Below are 3,302 nucleotides of genomic sequence, written 5' to 3' on the forward strand. Positions count from 1 at the left end.
GTGAGTGGTAAAGCGGGTTCTAACCCGCTTTACCACTCACGACCGGGTCAGGCGACGCCGAGGTGGCGCGAGATCAGCATCTTCTGGACCTCGCTCGTGCCCTCGCCGATCTCCAGGATCTTCGCGTCGCGGTAGAAGCGGCTCACCGGGAACTCGTTCATGAACCCGTACCCGCCGAAGATCTGGGTCGCGTCGCGGGCGTTGTCCATCGCCGCGTTGGAGGCCACCAGCTTGGCGATCGACGCCTCCTTCTTGAACGGCTCGCCGCGCAGCATCTTCGACGCCGCCTGGTAGTACGCCAGGCGGGCGGTGTGGGTGCGGACCTCCATGTCGGCGATCTTGAACTGGATCGCCTGGTACTCACCGATCCGCTTGCCGAACGCGACCCGGTCCTTGACGTACTTGAGGCACTCGTCCACGCAACCCTGCGCCAACCCCACCGACAACGCTGCGATCGCGACGCGACCCTCGTCCAAAATGGACAAAAACTGCGCGTACCCGCGGCCGCGGACACCGACCAGGTTCTCCACCGGGACGCGGACGTCCGAAAAGGACAGTTCGTGGGTGTCCGAGCAGTTCCAGCCGACCTTGGAGTACTTCGGCGCCACCGCGAAACCCGGCGTGCCGGACGGGATGAGGATCGCCGAGATCTCCTTGCGGCCGTTCTCCATCACGTCGGTGACCGCGGTGGCGGTGACGAACCGGGTGATGTCCGTGCCCGAGTTCGTGATGAACGCCTTGCTGCCGTTGACGACCCACTCGTCGCCGTCCTGACGCGCGCGCGTGCGCGTGGCGCCGGCGTCCGAGCCGCCGCCCGGTTCGGTCAGGCCGAAGCCGCCCAGCGCCGTGCCCGCGCACAGGTCCGGGAGCCACTTCTCCTTCTGCTCCTGCGTTCCGAAGCGGTAGATCGGCATCGCGCCGAGGGAGACGCCGGCCTCCAGGGTGATCGCGACCGACGAGTCGACCCGCGCCAGCTCCTCCAGCGCCAGGCACAGCGCGAAGTAGTCGCCGCCCATGCCGCCGAACTCCTCGGGGAACGGCAGGCCGAACAGGCCCATCTCGCCCATCTTCGCGACGATCGCGTAGGGGAACTCTTCCTTCTCGTACAGCTCGCCGATCACCGGCGCGACCTCGCCGCGCGCGAAGTCCTCGACGGTCTTGCGGAGGGACTCGTACTCCTCGTCCAGGCGGAAGTCGATCACGGCTGCTCCTCGTGGGGCGTGACTACGGCAAGGGTTTCGTCCAGCGCGACCTGTTGGCCGGCCCGGACGGGGAGTTCGCTGACCACGCCGTCGATCGGCGCGGTGACCGTGTGCTCCATCTTCATCGCTTCGACGACCAGCAACGGCGTCCCGGCCTTGACGACGTCACCCGCGGCGACCTTCACCACGAGCACCGTGCCCGGCATCGGGCTGGTGACCGGGCCCGCCCCGGCCGCCTCGCCGCGCGACGCCAGCACGAACTCCTGCTCCCCGAAGGGGAAACTCAGGCCGTCGCGCGCCAGCCAGACCGTCCGATCCGGACCGCAGGCCTGGCGGTAGCGGTGGAACCCGCCCGCGTGCCGGACCTCCAGGACGTCGCCGTCGCGCCGGGCCGACACGTGGACCGGCGCAGCGTCGTCGACGAACACCGTGGCGGCGGCCGGCGTGCCCTGCACCCGGACCACCGCGCGGGCGGTGCCGGACTTCAGCCGGAACGTCACCCCGCCGGAGCCGCCCATCCGCCAGCCGTCCGGCACGTCCCACGGGTCGACCACCGGCCCGGACGGCTGCAGTTCGAGGAACCGGTCGAGCGCGGCCGCGACGAAGAACTCCGCGGGCACCTCGGAGGAGACGAGTTCCGACAGCCGCCGGTCGACGAGTTCGGTGTCGAGCTTGCCCGCGCGGACGTCGGCGTCGGCCAGCAGCCCGCGCAGGAACGCGGTGTTCGTGCCGACGCCCAGCAACGCCGTGTCGGCCAGCGCCAGGTCGAGCCGGTGCAGCGCGGCCGCGCGGTCCGGGCCCCAGGCGATCACCTTGGCCAGCATCGGGTCGTAGTTCGAACCGACCACCGCGCCCGGCGTCATCCACGAGTCGACGCGGACGCCGTCGCCGGCCGGCTCGTGCACGGCCAGCACCGTCCCACCGGTCGGGATGAACCCGCGCGCCGGGTCTTCGGCGTACACCCGCGCTTCGACAGCGTGTCCCTCGAGGACGACGTCGTCCTGCTGCACGGTCAGGTGTTCCCCGGCCGCCACCCGCACCTGCCACTCGACGAGGTCGAGGCCGGTGACCAGCTCGGTGACCGGGTGCTCGACCTGCAGCCGGGTGTTCATCTCCATGAAGAAGAACTCGTCCGGGTCGTGCGCCGACATGATGAACTCGACGGTGCCGGCGCCGACGTACCCGACCGAGCGCGCGGCCTCGGCCGCCGCCGAGCCCATCTTCTCGCGGGTGACGTCGTCCAGCAGCACCGACGGCGCCTCTTCGATGATCTTCTGGTGCCGCCGCTGCAGGCTGCACTCGCGCTCGCCGAGGTGAATGACGTGGCCGTGCGTGTCGGCCAGCACCTGGATCTCGATGTGCCGCGGGGTCGTGACGAACCGCTCCATCAACAGCGTGTCGTCGCCGAAGGAACCCTTGGCCTCGCGCCGCGCCGACTCGATCGCGGCGTCCAGTTCTTCGGGGGCGTGCACCAGCCGCATCCCCTTGCCGCCACCACCGGCGGACGGCTTGAGCAGCAGCGGGTAGCCGACTTTCGCGGCCGCCGAAGCGAAGTCACCGTCCGGGATGTCCACATCGGACGCCCCGGGCACGACGGGCACGCCGGCCTTCGACACCGTCGCCTTGGCGCGGATCTTGTCGCCCATCGCGTCGATCGCCGCGACCGGCGGGCCGATGAACACCAGCCCGGCTTCTGCACAGGCCCGCGCGAACTCGGCGTTCTCGGCCAGGAAGCCGTAACCGGGGTGCACGGCCTGCGCGCCGGACGACACCGCGGCGTCCACAATGGCCGGAATGTTCAGATAACTGCGGGCGGCTTCCGCGGGGCCGATGCGCACCGCCGTGTGCGCCTCGCGGACGTGCCGCGCGTCGGCGTCCGCGTCGCTGTACACCGCGACCGCGCGGATCCCGAGGGCCCGCAGCGTGCGGATGACCCGGACCGCGATCTCGCCCCGGTTCGCGACCAACACTGAGTCGAACATGCCCCTCACATCCGGAAGACGCCGTAGTTGACCTCGGCCAGCGGTGCGTTGGCCGCGGCCGAGAGGGCGAGGCCGAGCACCGTGCGGGTGTCCGCCGGGTCGATGACGCCGTCGTCCC

2 protein-coding genes are annotated in these 3,302 nt (G+C 70.5%); both read right to left on the minus strand.

The features are described from left to right. Positions 1-47: 47 nt before the first annotated feature. Positions 48-1,202: an acyl-CoA dehydrogenase family protein gene (locus tag ACWEVN_RS47320; RefSeq protein ID WP_310973346.1), complete on the minus strand. Its 1,155-nt coding sequence runs from the start codon at positions 1,200-1,202 to the stop codon at positions 48-50. Then, entirely contained in the window at positions 1,199-3,184 is a 1,986-nt protein-coding gene (locus ACWEVN_RS47325) for an ATP-binding protein (RefSeq protein WP_449686517.1), read from the minus strand. Before ACWEVN_RS47325 ends, ACWEVN_RS47320 begins: the two co-directional genes overlap by 4 nt. Positions 3,185-3,302: the final 118 nt, after the last annotated feature.

It is taken from the genome of Amycolatopsis sp. NPDC003861 (assembly GCF_053605405.1).

Coding starts and splice junctions, on each gene's coding strand:
- ACWEVN_RS47325 (WP_449686517.1), bottom strand. CDS start 3,184: ATGTTCGACTCAGTGTTGGTCGCGAACCGGGGCGAGATCGCGGTCCGG.